This window comes from Clostridium sp. LIBA-8841 (genome assembly GCF_034439435.1).
In the GTDB taxonomy this organism is placed as follows: Bacteria; Bacillota; Clostridia; order Clostridiales; family Clostridiaceae; genus Sarcina.
In genome coordinates, this window is record NZ_JAPCKJ010000002.1 from 97430 (window position 1) to 115423 (window position 17994).

Genomic DNA, 17994 nt, shown 5'->3' on the forward strand with positions numbered 1-17994 from the left:
TCCTTAAGTTATTCTTTTAAATTTCTTATCTAATTCATAACTAGTAAATTTAATTATAGTTGGACGCCCATGTGGACAATGGAAAGGATCCTTTATATATCTTAAATCCTCTATTAAGTTTTCCATTTCTAATAAAGATAAAATATCATTAGCTTTAACAGCTGCTCTACATGACATAGATGCTATCTTATTATATTTAACCTCTACAGTTTCTCCACTACCCATTTTCTTTAAATTATTTATCATTGATGTTATTAACTCTGTTGGGTTTAATCTATCTAAAAAGTATGGAACTTCTTCAATTCTTATAGAATTATCACCAAAATCACTTATTTTAAATCCAGCCTTTTCAAAAATCTCTTTATTTTCATCGTAATAAAGATAATCCTCAGTAGGTAAGGTTATTACTAAAGGAACCATTAGAGGTTGAATTTCAACTTTCTTTTTAGATATATCTGTAGAATATTTCTCAAAAAGAATTTTTTCATGAGCTGCATGCTGGTCTATTAGATATAAAATAGAATCATATTCAGCTAATATATAGGTTTTATTAAATTGACCTATAACTTTTAATCTAGGAAATTTAGCTTCTCTATAAACTATTTCTTTTTCCTTATTATCTTTATCATATTTATCAATTTCATTAGAATATTCTAAACTTTCTTTTGTTTCATTTTGTGATACAGAGGGATTAGTTGAAGTAATATGATTTTCACTTATCTTATCCCTAATTTCATTTTTAATAAGTATTGGTTCATAAGAAAAATCTTTTTTACTTATAGAAGATAAAGCATCCTTATCTTCTAAATGCTTATTTAAAACTTCTTCTTTTTCTTGTTTAAAAGAAAAATCCACTGGAATTTCAATTTCAGTTTTATTGACTTCATTATTTGAAGTTTTGTAAGAAGATAATTCTTCTATTCTTCTTTCCTCATTAGCTTTATAAACCACATTTTCCTTTAATCTTTCCAAAGTACTTATTTCTTTATCTAAACTTTCTTGAATAACCTCTTCTTTTAAAGTCTCAAACTTTCTTTCTTCTTCCTCAGGAAGAGTAAAGGTATCCTTAACATATTCTCTCATGGCTGAGTGAACAGCATCAAAGACGGTTTTAAATATGAAACGCTCATCTTTAAATTTAATTTCAGATTTTGTTGGATGTATATTAACATCTATAAGTTCTGGATAAGTATCTATAAATAAAACAAAGAAAGGGAATTTTCCAGTTACGTTAAATGATCTAAAGGCATTTTCTACAGCCACTGTTAAGCTTCTATTTTTAACATATCTTTTATTAACAAAAAGACTTTGATTGTTTCTAGAAGCTCTAGCTAAAGTGTCATTACCTATAAAGCCATAAACAGAGGCTGTATCCTTATGCTCTTCAAAGTATATTAAATTTTCTGAAGTACTCTTACCATATATGGTTCTTATAACATCTATTAACTTTCCATTACCATAAGTATTTAAAACCTTTTTGTTGTTATTAAATAATTTAAATGATACATCTGGATTGGCTAAGGAAATTCTATTTACCAAATCATTTATTATGGCACTTTCTCTTGCTGTTGTCTTTAAGAATTTCTTTCTAGCAGGAACATTAAAAAATAAATCTTTAACTTCTATTTGTGTCCCTTTATTCATAGAACAATCTATTAAAGATTCTTTTTCTCCGCCACTAATTATTAGCTCCTTACCCACAGCACAATCTTCTATTTTACTTTTAAAGTTTACTTTAGATATAGAAGCTATACTAGGTAAAGCTTCTCCCCTAAATCCAAGAGTATTTATGCTAAATATATCGTAAGTATCCTTAATTTTACTTGTGGCATGAGGATTAAAAGCTTTTTCAACATCTTCTGGATGAACTCCAGCCCCATCATCTATTATTTTTATGAGAGATTCGCCGCCATTTTGAATCTCAATAGTTATGTTTTTTGCTCCTGCATCTAAGGAGTTTTCTACAAGTTCTTTTACAACAGAAGAGGGTCTTTCAACAACCTCTCCTGCTGCTATTTTATTTGCTGTATCTGTATTTAAAATATTTATTCTATTCAAAATCTCTCACAGCTCCTTCCTTTAAGCTAAACTAAATTCTTAGCTTCCTTAACTAGAGCATATAGCTTATTCATAGCATCCATAGGATTTAAAGATAAAATATCAACTTCTGAAAGTTCTTTTATTAAATTATCTTTTCCTATTGCAGAAAAGTCTAATTGTATTTGATCATCATCTTTTTTTAGTGTTTTAGCACTTGAAGATTTTGAAATAACTTCTTCTTTAATTTCAATTTTTTCTTCTTCTAGTACTGTTTCTTTAACTTCACAAGAAGTTGTAACGGCAGCTTCCTTAACTTCCTCTTTTGAAGTACTTACTTCTTTAAGAGCTACCTCTAAATTATCCTTTGAAGATTCCATTTCAAGAGTTTCTAGGATTTCCTTTGCTCTGTTTATTACTTCATCTGGAATACCAGCAAGTTTAGCAACCTCAATACCATAAGATTGATCTGCTCCACCTTCTATTATCTTTCTTAAGAAGATAATGTTGTTATCAACTTCCTTAACAGCTACTGAATAGTTTTTAACTCCGTGAATTTCTCCTTCTAACTTAGTTAATTCATGATAGTGAGTAGCAAAAAGAGTTTTACATCTTAAATTTTTATTTTTGCATATATACTCTATAACAGACCAAGCTATACTTAATCCATCATAAGTACTAGTACCTCTTCCAACCTCATCTAAAAGAACTAAGCTGTTTTCTGTAGCATTTTTAAGAATATTTGAAACTTCCCACATCTCAACCATAAATGTACTTTTACCACCTGCTAAGTCGTCAGAAGCTCCTATTCTAGTAAAGATTTTATCAACTATACTTATATTAGCCTTATTAGCTGGTACAAAGGAACCTATTTGGCACATTAAAGTTATAATAGCAACCTGTCTCATATATGTTGATTTACCAGCCATATTAGGTCCTGTTATTATAAGAAGTTGATTATCATCTTTGTTTATAATAGTGTCATTAGGAATAAATTCTCCTTTAGGTATTACCTTTTCAACAACAGGGTGTCTTCCATTCTCTATTTGAGTTTCGCCATTTTCGTTGATTTCTGGCTTTATAAAATCATTTTCTAAAGCTATAAAAGCTAAGTTACTTACACAATCTAACTCTGCAATTATTTTAGCAGTAGTTTTTAATCTATCTATATGCTCTTCAACTTCATTTCTTATATCTAAGAAAATATCATATTCTAGAGAGCAAAGTTTTTCACTAGCTCCTAAAAGTTTTTCTTCTATCTCTTTAAGCTCTGGAGTTATGAATCTTTCAGCATTAGCTAGAGTTTGTTTTCTTATATATCTTCCTTCAGGTATAGAACTATAATTAGCTTTAGATATTTCTATATAATATCCAAAGACTTTATTAAATCCTACCTTTAAGGATTTTATTCCAGTGAACTCTCTTTCTCTATTTTCTAAGCTAGATATCCAATCCTTACCGTTAGTTTTAGCAAGTCTTAATTCATCTATCTCGCTGTTAAAGCCATCTTTTATTAAATCTCCATCCTTTAATGTTAAAGAAGGATCCTCTTTTATAGATTTTTCTAAAAGTTCATAAATGTCTCTTAGATCATCTAAGTTATTATGATAATTTTTTAGAAGATTTGAATTACAATTCTCTATAATTCTTTTTACATTAGGAATTTTTCCTATTGATGTTTTTAATGCTATTAAATCTTTAGCATTTGCATTTTTATTTGAAATTTTACCTAATATTCTTTCTATATCATAAATATCATGTAAAGCTTCCTTAAGAGAGTCATTTAAAGAAAGATCATTAAATAATTCTTCTACAGCATTTAATCTTAAAGTTATCTTTTCTTTATTAACAAGAGGTTCTTCAATCCATCTTCTAAGCATTCTACTTCCCATAGAAGTTTCTGTTTTATCTAATACCCAAAGAAGAGACCCCTTTTTACTTTTCTCTCTTAAATTTTCTGTAAGCTCTAAATTTCTTCTAGAACTTAAATCTATAGTCATAAAATCAACTAAGCTATATACCTCTATATCGTTTATATTGGTTAAACTTATTTTTTGAGTATCTAGTATATACTTAACTAAAGCATTACTTGATTTCTTTACCATTAAGCTTAGTGAGTCTGATTTATTACCAAATTGATTCTTTAATATTTCTTCAAAGTTTTCTTCAAAATACTCACTAGATTTTCTGCTTATTAAGGCAGGCGTAGTTAATGTTATTTCTCTTATAAGTTCAGGGTCTAAAGAATCTAAAAGAATTATTTCCTTAGGATTAAACTTAGATATCTCGTCTAAAATAACTCCCTTTTCTAATTCACCTTCTGTAGATAAGAAATCTCCAGTTGAAATATCAGTTATAGCTAGAGAACATCTATTTCTATCTAAATCCGCGTATATAGTCATTATATAGTTGTTTTTTGTTTCCTCAACAAAAGAAGAATCTGTATATGTTCCTGGTGTTATAACCTTTATAACATCTCTCTTAACTATTCCTTTAGCAACTTTAGGATCTTCAACCTGTTCACAAATAGCAACCTTATATCCTTTTGATACTAATCTTCCTATATATGAATTAGATGCATGAAATGGTATCCCACACATAGGAGCTCTTTTTTCTAAACCACAATCTCTACCAGTAAGAACTAATTCTAATTCTCTAGCAGCAGTTTCTGCATCCTCGAAGAACATCTCGTAGAAATCTCCAAGCCTGAAGAATAGAATACAATCCTTATAATTTTCTTTTATTTCAAAATATTGTCTCATCATTGGAGTCAACGCCATTTTATTACCTCCATTAAACCTTAAAATTTATGTGTTTTTCTATTATGTCATACTAATTATTCTAACATATTTTTTATGTAAGAAAAAACTAAAGCCTAAAATTAGACTTTAGTTTTTATCTAAATAATTATATTAATTAAATATTTCTTTTTCAAGTTCTTTTAACCAATTTTTATCTAGAGGCTGAACTCCCTCTAATCTATATGGAATATTAAGTCCTTTATATTTATTTACACCTAAAACATGATAAGGTAAAAGTTCTACCTTCTCTATATTATGAAGACCATCTATAAAATTCTTTATTCTCATTAAATCGTCTTTATTATCTGTATATCCAGGAACTACAACATGTCTTATCCACATTTTCTTATTCATTGACTGAGCAACTTTTAAAAATTCTAAAGATCTATCTATAGAAACACCTACTAAGCTCTTATATTTTTCAGGATCTGTTTCCTTTACATCAAATAATATAAGATCAACATACTTTAGTATTTCTTCATAATCTTCTAATCCAACGCCAGCGGTATCTATTGTAGTATGTATTCCTTCTGCCTTACATAGTTTCAAACATTCTAGTAAAAATTCTGGTTGAAGAAGAGGCTCACCACCTGAAAAAGTTACTCCACCGCCTGATGCATTAAAATAAGTTTTAAAGCGTTTAATCTTATTTACAAGTTCTTCTGGAGTATATTCAGTACCTCCATCTTTACACCAAGTATCTGGATTATGACAATAAGCACATCTTATGCCACATCCTTGCATAAATGCTACAAATCTTATACCAGGCCCATCTACTAATCCCATAGTTTCTAATGAATGAATTCTTCCTTTTACCATAATGCTGTCCCTCCTCATAATGAACATTTAAAAAAAGAGTGTATAAAGTGTTTGCTTAATTAAATCTTATAAATATAATGAAGAAAATATCTAGATGAACTTTAGAATTTAAGTTATTACGTAGAATATATTTCGTTAAGAAGCTGAGACTGTTCGAAGCGAAGCAAGTTTCGAAGCTTTAGAAATATATTCGGAGTAATAACTATAAATTCTTAGTGAAATCTAGTAATTTTCAGAATATATTTATAGATTTTTAAACAACCTTATACACTCTTATTATATAAGATTATAGAGAATCGTGGAATGTTCTGCTTATAACCTCTAATTGTTGATTTCTAGTTAATCTATTGAAGTTAACAGCGTAACCTGATACTCTGATTGTTAATGTTGGATACTTTTCTGGATGTTCCATAGCGTCCATTAAAGTTTCTCTATTAAATACATTAACATTTAAGTGATGAGCACCTTGCTTAAAGTAACCATCCATAATAGCAGCTAAGTTATCTATTCTGCTATTTTCATCCTTACCTAAAGCATCTGGAACTATTGAGAATGTATTTGATACTCCATCCTCACAAACTTCACAATAAGGAATCTTAGCAACAGAGTTTAAGCTAGCTAAAGCTCCACTATTATCTCTTCCGTGCATTGGGTTAGCTCCTGGAGCAAATGCTTCACCAGCTTTTCTTCCGTCTGGAGTTGAACCTGTTTTCTTACCATAAACTACGTTTGAAGTTATTGTTAATATTGATAATGTGTGCTTAGCACCTCTGTATAGTGGATGTTTTTTTAGCTCATCTGAGAACTTCTTAACTATCTCTACAGCTAAATCGTCAACTCTATCATCATCATTTCCGTATTTAGGGAAGTCACCTTCGATTTCGAAGTCTACAGCTATTCCATTTTCTCTTATTGGCTTAACTTTAGCAAATTTAACAGCGCTTAATGAGTCAGCTACAACTGATAAACCAGCTATACCGAATGCCATTAATCTTCCTACATGAGTATCATGTAAAGCCATTTGTCCAGCTTCATAAGCATATTTATCATGCATGTAGTGGATAACGTTCATTGTATCTACATAAAGCTCAGCAACATACTCTAAAACTTTATCATAGTTAGCTCTTAATTTATCGTAATCTAAAACCTCATCAGTTATTGGCTCTAAACCTTTGATTACAACTTTTCCTGATTTCTCATCAATTCCACCGTTTATAGTGTAAAGTAAAGCTTTAGCTAAGTTAGTTCTAGCTCCGAAGAATTGCATTTGCTTACCAATTTGCATTGCTGATACACAACAAGCTATTGAGTAATCATCTCCGTACATAGGTCTCATTAACTCATCATTTTCATATTGGATTGAGTCAGTTTTAATTGATACCTCAGCACAGAACTTTTTGAATCCTTCTGGTAATCTATCTGACCATAAAACAGTCATATTTGGCTCTGGAGCAGGTCCTAAGTTAATTAAAGTTTGAAGATATCTAAATGAGTTTTTAGTTACTAATGGCTTACCATTAATCCCCATACCGCCAATACCTTCTGTTACCCAAGTTGGATCTCCAGCGAATAAATCATTATACTCAGGAGTTCTTAAGTGTCTAACTAATCTTAATTTGATTATGAATTGATCTATTAATTCTTGAGCTTCTAACTCAGTTAAAGTTCCTGCTTGAAGATCTCTTTCTATAAAGATATCTAAGAAAGTAGAAGTTCTTCCTAAAGACATTGCAGCCCCGTTATTTTCTTTAACTGCAGCTAAGTATCCAAAGTATAAGAATTGAACTGCTTCTTTAGCGTTTGAAGCTGGTTTAGATATATCAAAACCGTATTTTGCAGCCATTGATTTTATTTCACCTAAAGCTCTGATTTGCTCTGAAACATTCTCTCTTAATTGAATGTACTCTTCTACTGAACCTTCGCTTTCAAATGATATATTAGCATAATCTTTTTTCTTTTCTTCTATTAAATAATCTATACCATAAAGAGCAATTCTTCTGTAGTCACCTATGATTCTTCCTCTACCATAAGCATCTGGAAGACCAGTTAAAAGACCTGCAGATCTTGCAGCTCTTGTTTCAGCTGAATATGCATCAAATACACCTTGATTATGAGTTTTTCTATAGTCATTGAAATGATCTCTTATATTACTGTCTAATTCATATCCATATTCTTTTAAAGAACTTTCAACCATTCTCATTCCACCGAAAGGATTTACAATTCTTTTAAGTGGTGCGTCTGTTTGGAAACCAACGATAACTTCGTTGTCTTTGTCTAGGTATCCAGGCTCGTATTTATCTATTCCAGATACTCTATCTGTAGCAACATCTATAATACCCTTTTCGATTTCTTCTATTATTAATTTTTGAGCTTTTTCTAAAACAGCATCAGTTCTTTCAGTTGTTCCTGCTAAGAAACTCTTGTCCCCTTCATATGCAGTATAGTTCTTTTGGATGAAGTTTCTAACATCTATTTCGTTTTGCCATACTCCTTCTCTAAAACCTTCCCATTGTTTGAACATATGATATCCCCTCTTTCCTAATTGAAAATCTTTATCAATTTAAAACTAACATATTTTAAATGAATTGTAAAGTACTTGATAATCAATTTCAATACTTTTCCAAAAAATACTTATTAAATTATTAATATTTAAATTGAATTATAAACTAATCAACTAAATTATAAGTTATTTTTATGAAAATATAAATATTAAATATTTAAAATTTTCATATACTTAATAATTAAAAAGCAAAAACAACATATTTTTACTGTTGAAAACATTTATAACTAATAAAAGATGAAGATACTTTAAAGAGCATCTTCATCTTTTATTAGTTATATTTTTCTAAAATGTCTATATGGAACTGTAAATATTGTAATATCATCATAATTTTCAGTTTCTTCATTATTTAATTTTAATCTTCTACTTATAAAATTATTTTCTTTTATTGTAACAGGATATATAAATCCCTCTGCAACTAGACTCATAGTTGCTTTTTCATCTCTTAAATAATCAATAATTGTATTTGCAACTTCTTGACATGCGACTTCAAAAGAACCTATATAAGTATCTTCTAATTTGAACTCTTCTAACTCCCAAAGATCTAAGTTGTTTAATTTATTGATTTCTTTTCTTAATTCCTCTTTACGCACTTTAATTTCTTTATCTGTAAAATCATAATTATTTAAAATTTCTTCAACTTCATGACTAATGCTATTACTATTTGATTTTTTAGCATAATCTAAATCCATGTTTATCACCTCATTAAATATCTCTTTTAATCGATAATATCAATTAAAAAAAATTTAATCTATGACATGTATCATATATTAAAACTTTGATTAATATATAATAAAATTATTGAAATATATCATTATTATAAACAGTTTATTTATAATTTTTTTAACTTCGTATATATTTTAATAGAAATTACTTTCAGTAGTATAAACCAAATCTTTATTAATCTTCTACAATTATATTTTCTTTTTCTTTGTCAATTATAAATCTACATATTCCATGTCTCATTAAAGTCATTTCTTCGAAATCAAAACTATTTCCTGATAATGATGAATAATATTTTAATAGTATAAAATCTTTTTCAGGGTTTTCTATAAAGTTTCTAAATTTTAAAAGCATGCCATCTTCTAAATAAAAGTCTTCTTCTTCTCCATCCATAAAAAATATATTAACATTTGTAACAGACTTAATATTTTCTTTTAAATTATTTTCTTCTAAATATGAATCAATTGACTTATACCCTTCTCGCTCTTTATTTTTGCTAAACAACCCCATTTTATTTCCTCCCATATGATAACTCTATATAAAACATTATAACATCTAGTAATATTCATTTTAAACAAAATATGACAATAATGTATCATAATATCAACAGAATAAATATTTCTTTTCTAAGAAATATTTTAAAATAATACTAATATACACATTACATATTAAGAGAGGAAACAAATAAAAAAAATTATTACTTTAGTAATTTTAATTAGTCCATTATTAAATATTGCAGGATGTTCTATTTCTGTTTCAACTAAAAGTGATTCTATGGTAGCAAATGTAATAAATAGTCTAAATAAGCCTTTATTTGAAGATAAAAAACTAGAAAATGACAATATTAAATTTAATATTAGTCAATAAGATTATATAAATACAAAAAGAAGAATATATATAGAAATTATTCTATATATATTCTTAGTTTAAATATTAAATATCCATTTTATTAATAATTTAAACTTAGATTTATTTAGAAAATATAATGTAAATGCTGATGGAATAAATCCTAAAAAAACTATAAGTAACACTAATGTTGATGCTCCTGGATGTAACCACATTATCCCCATCTTCTTTCTTAATCTTTTCTATATTATAGCACTAAATAGTACTAACAATTAAAGTTTTACAATATATCTATCATATTCTGATGACATCGCTTATATATAATACAAATAAAAATTAGTCGTTAAATATATGTACAAATTATATAAATTATTAACAAATTACATAAAGCTTTCTTTTTTTATTCAAATATTAAGTCGAAATCATTGATATTAAATAATGTAAATAGTAAAATCTTTGTATAAACGTTTTCAAAAAAGAATATATTTAGGAGGGGGACAATATGATAAAAAGAAAAAAAGTCTTATCATTAATTTTAAGCGGTCTTGTATGTTCATCTTTAGTACTTACAGGTTGTGGAAATGGCACAGAAAAGGATAGTAAAGAACCTGTTAATTTAACTTGGTATGTTATAGGGGATGATCCTGCTGATAATGAACTTGTAGAAAAAGAAGTAAATAAGTACTTAAAGGAAAAAATAAATGCTACGGTAGACATAAAGCATATACCTTTTGGTGACTATAGTAAAAAAATGAATGTTATTGCAAATTCAGGAGAACCATATGACTTAGCATTTACATGCTCTTGGGCCTTCCCTTATTTGGAGAATGCTAGAAAAGGAGCTTTTCTTGAATTAAATGATTTGTTAGATACAGAAGGAGCACCATTAAAAAAAGAAATAAATAAAGATTTATGGAAAGGTGCAGAAATAGATGGCAAAATATATGCTGTTCCAAACCAAAAAGAAATAGCATTAGCTCCAATGTGGGTATTTGATAAAGAACTCGTTGAAAAATATAATATTCCATATCAAGATATACACTCTGTAAACGATTTGGAACCTTGGTTAAAGCTAATAAAAGAAAAGGAACCAGATTTCATTCCATTTTATACTCAAGGAGATTCTATTCCATTGGAATTTGATGATATAGTAAATCCTTTAGGTATATTCTATAATGATAAAAGTTTAACTGTGACAAATAAATATGAATCACAAGAAATGAAAGATATGTTATTTAAATTAAGAGAATATTATAAAGATGGATACATAAATCAAGATGCTGCTGTAAACAACATGAAACCAGAAGTGAAGAGATTTGTTTGGAAAGCTGATGGACAACCATATGCTGAAAATGGATGGGGAAAATCTTTAGGTAGAGAAGTTGTAACTTCATCAATAATCCCTCCATATGTTACAAACAACTCAACAACTGGTGCTATGACTGCTATTTCAGCTAATTCTGAACACCCTAAGAAAGCAATGGAGTTATTGACATTAGTAAATACTGATCCAAAACTAAGAAATTTATTAATGTTTGGAATAGAAGGAACTCACTATGAAAAAATTAATGATAAACAAATAAAGAAATTTGATAATAAGAAATATGATGCTGTTAGTTGGGCATATGGAAACTTATTTGATACTTATGTTTTAGAAAATGATCCTATAGATAAATGGGATGCTTTTGAAAAATTCAATAATTCAGCTAAAGTTTCTCCAATATTAGGATTTAAATTTAATACTGAAAAAGTTTCAAATCAAATTTCTGCTATAAACAATGTTTTACAAGAATTTGAAAGAGCTTTATATACTGGTTCTATAGATCCTGAAGTTGGATTAGATGATTTAAACAAAAAATTAAATGATTCAGGTATAAATGAAGTTAAGGATGAAATACAAAAACAATTAAATCAATGGAAAGAAAATAATAATTAGTGTAAAAACTTTAAATATTTATTTTACGTTACTTATTAGAAAATGAATTACTCCTTTCAAATCAGATTTTAGCAGAAATTCTATTCTGTTTACTTTGAAAGGAGTAATATTTTTATTCTTTTTTAACACTCTAGCCATAATAAAAAGCACCTCCTATTAATTAGCAAAAAACTAACAAGAAGTGCTTTAATACACTTAATAAATTTCTTCATTTATTGGGTTTTCATCAATATTATTTATTGGCCTCAAATCAAGTTTATAGGTCTTTTTGTTATAGACAAATCTAATTTTAGGTTTCATAAATTAAATCTAGTCTTATTTCATTCTAGCCGATACTTCCTCTTACCTTACCCATTCTTACTATCCACTCATTTAGGATTTTAAGTTCTTCTGTCTTGCTACGCATTACATTTTCCTCAAGCCCCATAAGATGCATTATTATAGGTTTAGTAGTTTTAAGTAAAGTATGATAGAATTCATTTTCATTCAAGAATTCATAATCTAAACCAAGAGCTAGAATTTCATTTACATATCTCATATCTTCTTTATATTCTTGTCTAGCTTCTTCATTGATTATTTTTTTAGAAACTCCTCCATTTGCAAATCTAGCGGCAAATGCTAAGTCTTTTCTTAGAATTGGGTAAACTTCTAAAAGTTTATCAATTCCTTCTTCACCATACTTTTCTTTTATTTCATTTAACGCTCTACCCATTCCCATAAGTTCTGGTGGCATTCCTAAAGTGTACATAGCTCCTGTAAATGATATTGCTCTTGGAACTGCATATTCTTTAGTATTATCTATACTAAGTATTTCAGCCTTTAGTTTTTCATCTTTAACTAAATCAGCTACATTATCTAAATTGGCAACTTCTCTATTATATTCTAATCCAGTTTTTGCTTTTGTTAATCTATCTCTATTTTTAGGAATAAAATCAGAAACAAAAGATACTGTATCTATTACTTTTAAGAATGTTTGAAGATAATATTTTGAACAAATTCCTATGAACTCTTTCATTAAATCTTTATCTTCTTCACTGAAGTTTCTAGGCTTTGACTTTGCAATTTTTGATTTTAACTCATTAACAGCATGTTTAGTTGCGTCTTCACCATGATCATATCTTAATGCAGATTGGAATGTGAAAGTTTTAATTCCACTATATGTAGCAATAATTTCATCTATATTTTCTTCTGAGAAGTGTCCTCTAAATGGAAGTGATCCACAACCTAATATAGGATTTATAGTTACTCCATTTTTTTCGCCCCATTTATAAGCTCCATCGACTGCCATAAGCACTGATAAAACTCCTGATATTAATCCATAAGACATGGCAGTATCTGACCTTGCTATCATTATTCTAAGATCTTTTAGAACATTTCCTTTACTCTTTTCTATTTCATAATGTTCATCTAATATTTTATCTATATTTACTAGTGCAGGTACATCTTCAACTAAAGGTATTATCCTAACACTATTTAAATCTAATTTAGTTTTGTAGTTCTTATTCCCCATATCTACTACTGAATTAACTCTATCTTGAAATTCTGAAATTTCTTTTCCTGTTTCAATCATAGGAACAACTACTTCTGAAATTGCAGGTACTCCTGATAATTCCTTTGATTGAACATTAGTTTCAATTATAGACATTATACTCATTAATTGTCTAAATACTGATTCTTTGTTTGCATTAGGTATTCTAGGTGTAACCCTAACGTCTTTTCCTGGAATTATTCCGTTTGAAATTAAGCCTAATGCTATTTGTGATGTTTGATGGTAAGGTGTTAACTTCCCTTCAAAATCTATCATAACTTCCTCTATGCCTAATCCACCTTTATCTTGTGGAGTTAATCCCTTTATAGCCTCTGCTGGTTCTTGTTGTATTGAAACGTAAGTTTCTACATTATCCGGATGTTGTGTCATCATGGAACAAGGTATATTCATAATACAGCCCCCTTTTATTTATTACAAAATGAAATTTACAAGTTAATTATATTGCAATAACTTCTTAAAATCAAGTGTTTTTCAAATAAAAATGCAATTTTTTTTAAAAATAACTTGCATTTTATAATTGCAAGAAATATTTCAATAAAAAAGCTACAATTTTTTACATTTTATATATTGCGAATTATAATATTTTTTAAATTAATATAATTCGTATAAATAATTATTTAAATAGTATGAATTATATTATGCCCTTAAAAATCATATTAATTTATTAGAAGCTATCTTTTATTTAGGAGGTAATATGAACTGGGAGGAACTTTATAATTCAAAAAAAGTTACTGCTAGGGAGGCTATAAATAAGATTCAATCTAATTCAAGAATAGTAACAGGTCACGCCGTTGCTGAACCAAGAGTTTTATTAGATGAACTTGTTCTTAATTATAAGAACTTTAAGAACTTAGAGATACTTCATTTAGTATCTTTAGGCAAAGGGGATTATACAAAAAAAGAAATGGAAGGACATATACGACACAATGCACTATTTGTTAATGCAAATACCAGAGAAGCTGTTCAATCTGGTTTTGCTGACTATACTCCATCATTCTTTTATGAAATTCCTAGATTATTTAAGAAGGATTACTTGCAAATTGATGTATGTTTACTCCAACTTTCGCCACCTGATGAGCATGGGTATTGTAGTTATGGCACATCTTGTGACTATACAAAATCTGCTTCTGAATGTGCCAAACTTGTTATTGCAGAAATAAATCCCAATATGCCTAGAGTTTTAGGGGATAATTTCATTCATATATCTAATATTGATTATATTGTTGAAGTTGATTATCCATTGCCAGAATTAAAACCAAAAGAAATAAACGACGTGGAAAAAGCTATTGGAGAAAACTGTGCTAAGTTAATTGAAGATGGATCTACACTGCAACTTGGTATAGGATCAATTCCAGATGCTGTTTTAATGTTTTTACATGATAAAAAAGATTTAGGAATTCATTCTGAAATGGTTTCTGATGGTATTGTAGATTTATTTAATAAGGGAATTATTAATAACGAGAAAAAGAGTATTCATAAAAACAAAATAGTCCTTACCTTTATGATGGGTACAAAAAAACTTTATGACTTTGTAAATAATAATCCTGTAATAGAGATGTATCCTGTTGACTATGTAAATGATCCAATTACTGTTTCTAAGAATAGAAAAATGATTTCTATTAATTCATGCATACAAGTAGATTTGTTCGGGCAAGTAAATTCAGAATCAATAGGAGGAAAACAATTTAGCGGTGTTGGAGGACAAGTTGATTATGTTAGGGGTACCAGTATGTCCGAAGAGGGAAAATCAATAATAGCTATACCATCTACTGCATCTAAAGGTACAATATCTAGAATAGTTCCTAAGTTAGATTATGGAGAATCTGTGACTACCTCTAGAAATGATGTTCATTATATCGTTACTGAATATGGAACTGCTGACTTAAGAGGAAAAACATTAAAAGAAAGAGCTAAGGCACTTATAAGCATAGCACATCCTAAATTTAGAAATGAGTTAGAGGAATACTGTAAAAACTATTTTAATATGTAGAAAAATTAAAAGGCTTTATCTTATTTAAGATAAAGCCTTTTTAAAAATTATTCTACTATTTCACCAATTAATGAGAATGGTTGAGCTCTAACTATTTTAACGTTAACTAATTTACCTACTAAGCTTTCATCACCAGCAAAGTTAACTAATTTACCGTTTCTAGTTCTTCCAGTCATTTTAGTTTCGTCATTTTTACTTGGACCTTCAACTAAGACTTCTACAACTCTTCCTTCATATTCTTTGTTCTTTAATACAACTTTTTTGTTTATAGCTTCAACTAATCTATTGAATCTTTCATGTTTTATATCATCTGGAATTTGATTTTCCATTTTATCAGCAGGAGTATGATTTCTTCTAGAATAGATGAATGTGAATGCTGAATCATATCCAACCTCTTCACAAAGACTTAGAGTATCTAAGAAATCTTCTTCAGTCTCTCCTGGGAATCCAATAATTATATCAGTTGTTAAAGTAACATCTGGAATTTCAGCTTTGATTTTCTTAACTAAATCTAAATAGTACTCTCTATCATAGTGTCTGTTCATCTCTTTTAATATTCTTGATGATCCACTTTGAACTGGTAAGTGAACTTGTTCACAAAGTTTGTCACATTCTTTTATAGCTTTAATTACATCGTAGCTTAAATCTTTAGGGTGAGAAGTCATAAATCTAACCCTCTCTAATCCTTCAACCTCATTAACTTTTCTTAAAAGTCCTGCAAAGTCGATATCCTCTTCTAGACCTTTTCCGTATGAGTTTACGTTTTGACCTAGTAAAGTTATTTCTTTATATCCTTTAGCTACTAATTCTTCTATCTCTTTTATGATATCTTCAGACTTTCTGCTTCTTTCTCTTCCTCTAACATAAGGTACTATACAGTAAGTACAGAAGTTGTTACATCCATACATTGTAGTAACGAAAGCTTTAACATCACTTTTTCTATCTATAGGTAATCCTTCAACGATTCCTTCTTCTTTGTTTAATATTTCCTTAACTTGAACACCTTCTTGAAGTACTCTATTTAAGTACTCTGGGAATTTGTGTGCATTATGAGTTCCAAATATTATGTCAACATAAGGGAAAGTTTTTAAGACCTTGTCTGGCATACCTACTTGTTGCATCATACATCCACAAATCGCTATTACTAAATTAGGATTTTTTCTCTTTAATTTTTTAAGTTGTCCAAGATTACCGAAAACCTTATTTTCAGCATTTTCTCTTACACAGCATGTATTAAATATTATTATAGAAGCATCTTCTTTATTTTCAGTTCTCTCATATCCTTGAGATTTTAACATTCCTGATAGTTTTTCTGAATCTTCTTCATTCATTTGGCATCCGTATGTAGAAATACAGAAGAGTTTTTTATCCATGTTTTCTAATGTCATGTCTTTTCCTCCAATTCAAATTGTTATCTGTTGTATTATATCATAAAAATTATTTTTATTAAAAGATGGAATTTTCTAAATATATAATTTGAAATTGTATTTATAATCAAAATAGAAATCTGAATTTAACTTTATCTATTATAGATTATATCATTCCAAAATAAAAAGACTAGCAAGTGTTTATGCTTACTAGCTTTTTTATTATTAAATCTCTCATTTTTCTACAATATTATTTACTTTTTCAATTTCAAATTTGCTAATTTCTTTAACATTTTTGAACCTATTTTCTCTTGCAAAAACAGATTTTGCATTTGTATTTATAGCAACTTCACAATTTTCAAAAGTATTATCATAAATATCTATATTTTCCATATCATCTACAAAGGTTATAACCCCTCTACTATTTGTTAGATTTCTAAAGATATTATTCCGTATTGTTGTAAACTCATGTTTAGCAAATGAATGATTTCCTATAGCTGGTGATACATCACTATTTTCAAAAACACAATTTTTAATCATTGTAAATTTGCAAACAGTTCCATCTTTTTTACCATTCCAAGGGTAAACGGTATTATTTAGAGCAGCATCTAATTGAATCATTTCTGCATTATTATGTACTGTCTTAGTATTTTTAAAATAACAGCTATCAATAATAGTATCTTTAGATGCATTCACCTCTAAACAATGCCACCCACCGGCTAAATTTTCAAATTTACATTTAGAAATCATTGTATTATCAGAATGAATAAATCCTAATAAAGTGCAATTTGTATTATAATTAGCATTAGCATCGAAAATTGCTCCAATAATCTCTACATCTTTAGTCATATCATAATTTCCTGTTAAATTATCAGCATAATTTGTTATTAGTAAATTCATATCTTCTGATCCTCTTAATAAAGTCGCTTGCTCAAAAATTAATTTTTGATTTGAATAGTATTTTATACATTTATTAAGTTTATAAATTCCTTTTGGAAAATATATATTACCACCAGTTTCTTTTAAACTGTCTAAAGCTTTTTGAATTGCAGGAGAATCATCAATTATACCGTCGCCTTTTGCTCCAAAATCAGTAATAACAATTGACTTAAAATTTAATGACTTTAAAAAAACATCTAGTGTAGTTTCATTATCAACATAAACAGCCTCAGCTTTAGTTATTGGATATATTTCATTCATAGCTTTTATAGACTCTTCCATTAGCTCACCTCAACAATATCATTCTCAATATAAGGATTAAAAACTTTAAATTCTTTTAATTCAAAGTCAAAGAAATACTTTCATTATTCCCAAAATAATAAAAAGCTAGTAAGTATTTATTCTTACTAGTTTTTTGTTAAATCTA

General features: G+C 28.3%; 11 protein-coding genes. 2 read left to right on the top strand and 9 right to left on the bottom strand.

Features of this window, described 5'->3' with window-relative positions; genetic code table 11:
• Nucleotides 1-3: 3 nt before the first annotated feature.
• From mutL to OIF33_RS06170, 6 genes are all read right to left on the bottom strand, one after another.
• On the bottom strand, nucleotides 4-2058 hold the full coding sequence (gene mutL / locus OIF33_RS06145) for a DNA mismatch repair endonuclease MutL (protein WP_322503344.1): 2055 nt from the start codon (nucleotides 2056-2058) through the stop codon (nucleotides 4-6).
• A 26-nt stretch (nucleotides 2059-2084) separates the two neighbouring features.
• A complete protein-coding gene (gene mutS, locus OIF33_RS06150) occupies nucleotides 2085-4817 on the bottom strand; it encodes a DNA mismatch repair protein MutS (RefSeq protein ID WP_322503345.1) in 2733 nt (910 codons plus the stop codon).
• A 132-nt stretch (nucleotides 4818-4949) separates the two neighbouring features.
• Nucleotides 4950-5657, bottom strand: coding sequence for a pyruvate formate-lyase-activating protein (pflA, locus tag OIF33_RS06155; protein ID WP_322503346.1), 708 nt, complete (start codon nucleotides 5655-5657; stop codon nucleotides 4950-4952).
• Between the two features lie 286 nt (nucleotides 5658-5943).
• Nucleotides 5944-8178, bottom strand: coding sequence for a formate C-acetyltransferase (gene pflB / locus OIF33_RS06160; RefSeq protein ID WP_322503347.1), 2235 nt, complete (start codon nucleotides 8176-8178; stop codon nucleotides 5944-5946).
• A gap of 314 nt (nucleotides 8179-8492) precedes the next feature.
• Complete coding sequence (locus tag OIF33_RS06165) at nucleotides 8493-8909, bottom strand: hypothetical protein (RefSeq protein ID WP_322503348.1); 417 nt, start codon at nucleotides 8907-8909, stop codon at nucleotides 8493-8495.
• 208 nt (nucleotides 8910-9117) lie between these two features.
• Entirely contained in the window at nucleotides 9118-9450 is a 333-nt protein-coding gene (locus OIF33_RS06170) for a hypothetical protein (RefSeq protein ID WP_322503349.1), read from the bottom strand.
• A gap of 838 nt (nucleotides 9451-10288) precedes the next feature.
• On the opposite strand from OIF33_RS06170, the gene OIF33_RS06175 reads away from it, so the two are divergent.
• Nucleotides 10289-11722, top strand: coding sequence for an ABC transporter substrate-binding protein (locus tag OIF33_RS06175; protein ID WP_322503350.1), 1434 nt, complete (start codon nucleotides 10289-10291; stop codon nucleotides 11720-11722).
• A gap of 325 nt (nucleotides 11723-12047) precedes the next feature.
• On the opposite strand, the gene ppcA is transcribed toward OIF33_RS06175, so the two are convergent.
• Complete coding sequence (ppcA, locus tag OIF33_RS06180) at nucleotides 12048-13661, bottom strand: phosphoenolpyruvate carboxylase (protein ID WP_322503351.1); 1614 nt, start codon at nucleotides 13659-13661, stop codon at nucleotides 12048-12050.
• 304 nt (nucleotides 13662-13965) lie between these two features.
• Between ppcA and OIF33_RS06185 the strand changes: the two genes are divergently transcribed.
• Nucleotides 13966-15261, top strand: coding sequence for an acetyl-CoA hydrolase/transferase family protein (locus OIF33_RS06185; RefSeq protein ID WP_322503352.1), 1296 nt, complete (start codon nucleotides 13966-13968; stop codon nucleotides 15259-15261).
• 47 nt (nucleotides 15262-15308) lie between these two features.
• Here OIF33_RS06185 and miaB read toward each other — a convergent pair whose 3' ends face one another.
• Nucleotides 15309-16649 (bottom strand): tRNA (N6-isopentenyl adenosine(37)-C2)-methylthiotransferase MiaB, encoded by a 1341-nt coding sequence (gene miaB / locus OIF33_RS06190; RefSeq protein ID WP_322503353.1) that lies wholly within the window; start codon nucleotides 16647-16649, stop codon nucleotides 15309-15311.
• Nucleotides 16650-16862: 213 nt separating this feature from the next.
• Nucleotides 16863-17849 carry a glycosyl hydrolase family 28-related protein gene (locus OIF33_RS06195; RefSeq protein ID WP_322503354.1) on the bottom strand — a complete coding sequence of 329 codons (987 nt, stop codon included), beginning with the start codon at nucleotides 17847-17849 and terminating at the stop codon, nucleotides 16863-16865.
• Nucleotides 17850-17994: the final 145 nt, after the last annotated feature.

Excerpts from the sequence above, each read along its gene's own strand:
- OIF33_RS06170 (WP_322503349.1), bottom strand. The coding sequence starts at position 9,450 with ATGGGGTTGTTTAGCAAAAATAAAGAGCGAGAAGGGTATAAGTCAATT.
- OIF33_RS06165 (WP_322503348.1), bottom strand. The coding sequence starts at position 8,909 with ATGGATTTAGATTATGCTAAAAAATCAAATAGTAATAGCATTAGTCAT.
- OIF33_RS06175 (WP_322503350.1), top strand. The coding sequence starts at position 10,289 with ATGATAAAAAGAAAAAAAGTCTTATCATTAATTTTAAGCGGTCTTGTA.
- OIF33_RS06185 (WP_322503352.1), top strand. The coding sequence starts at position 13,966 with ATGAACTGGGAGGAACTTTATAATTCAAAAAAAGTTACTGCTAGGGAG.
- pflA (WP_322503346.1), bottom strand. The coding sequence starts at position 5,657 with ATGGTAAAAGGAAGAATTCATTCATTAGAAACTATGGGATTAGTAGAT.
- mutS (WP_322503345.1), bottom strand. The coding sequence starts at position 4,817 with ATGGCGTTGACTCCAATGATGAGACAATATTTTGAAATAAAAGAAAAT.
- miaB (WP_322503353.1), bottom strand. The coding sequence starts at position 16,649 with ATGACATTAGAAAACATGGATAAAAAACTCTTCTGTATTTCTACATAC.
- pflB (WP_322503347.1), bottom strand. The coding sequence starts at position 8,178 with ATGTTCAAACAATGGGAAGGTTTTAGAGAAGGAGTATGGCAAAACGAA.
- ppcA (WP_322503351.1), bottom strand. The coding sequence starts at position 13,661 with ATGAATATACCTTGTTCCATGATGACACAACATCCGGATAATGTAGAA.
- OIF33_RS06195 (WP_322503354.1), bottom strand. The coding sequence starts at position 17,849 with ATGGAAGAGTCTATAAAAGCTATGAATGAAATATATCCAATAACTAAA.